This window comes from Luteococcus sp. H91 (genome assembly GCF_038433135.1).
GTDB lineage: Bacteria > Actinomycetota > Actinomycetes > Propionibacteriales > Propionibacteriaceae > Luteococcus.
Genome location: NZ_JBCDMV010000057.1, coordinates 1 through 636 on the forward strand (window position 1 = coordinate 1; position 636 = coordinate 636).

The following is a 636-nucleotide window of genomic DNA, read 5'->3' on the forward strand; positions in this document are numbered from 1 at the left end:
CGACGCGTCCACACCACTTGGCGACGCTCACGTCATGGGTGACGACCACCAGCGCGGCTCCGGCCATGCGCGTGGAGTTCGTGAGGACCTGCATCATCTCGTGTCCTGTGGACTGGTCGAGTGCGCCTGAGGGTTCGTCGGCGAAGATCACCTTGGGGTCACCGGTCAGGGCGCGGGCGATGGCGACTCGTTGTGCCTGGCCACCAGACATCTCGCCCGGTAGACGATGCCGCATCGCCACAAGACCCAACTGCTCCAGCCGATGGTCTGCGCTGCGCAGCGCCTCAGCATGGGGTGTGCCCGTCAGGGTCAACGGCAGCGCCACGTTCTCCCGAGCCGGCAGCTCGGGCAGCAGCTGCCCGTCCTGGAAGACGAACCCGAAGTTGCGCAGCCGTAGATGTGAACGTCGGTGGTCGTCGAGTGCCGCCAGGTCCGTGTCGTCGAACAGGACCCGCCCGTGGTCGGGAGCCAGGATCCCGGACAGGCAGTGCAACAAGGTTGACTTGCCAGACCCGGACGGCCCCATGATGGCAACCGTCTCCCCCTCAGAGATCGTCAGGCTGACCCCAGACAGTGCTTGGACCGAGCCGAAGGCTTTGGTGATGTCATGCGTGGACAACAACGAATTCATGTCCT

The 636-nt window shown here is 64.9% G+C and carries 1 protein-coding gene; it reads right to left on the minus strand.

Annotated features, from left to right (window positions below):
• Positions 1–619 (minus strand): ABC transporter ATP-binding protein (locus AAEX57_RS16175; protein WP_342093325.1); only part of this gene is annotated, 619 nt, incomplete at its 3' end.
• Positions 620–636 lie beyond the last annotated feature (17 nt).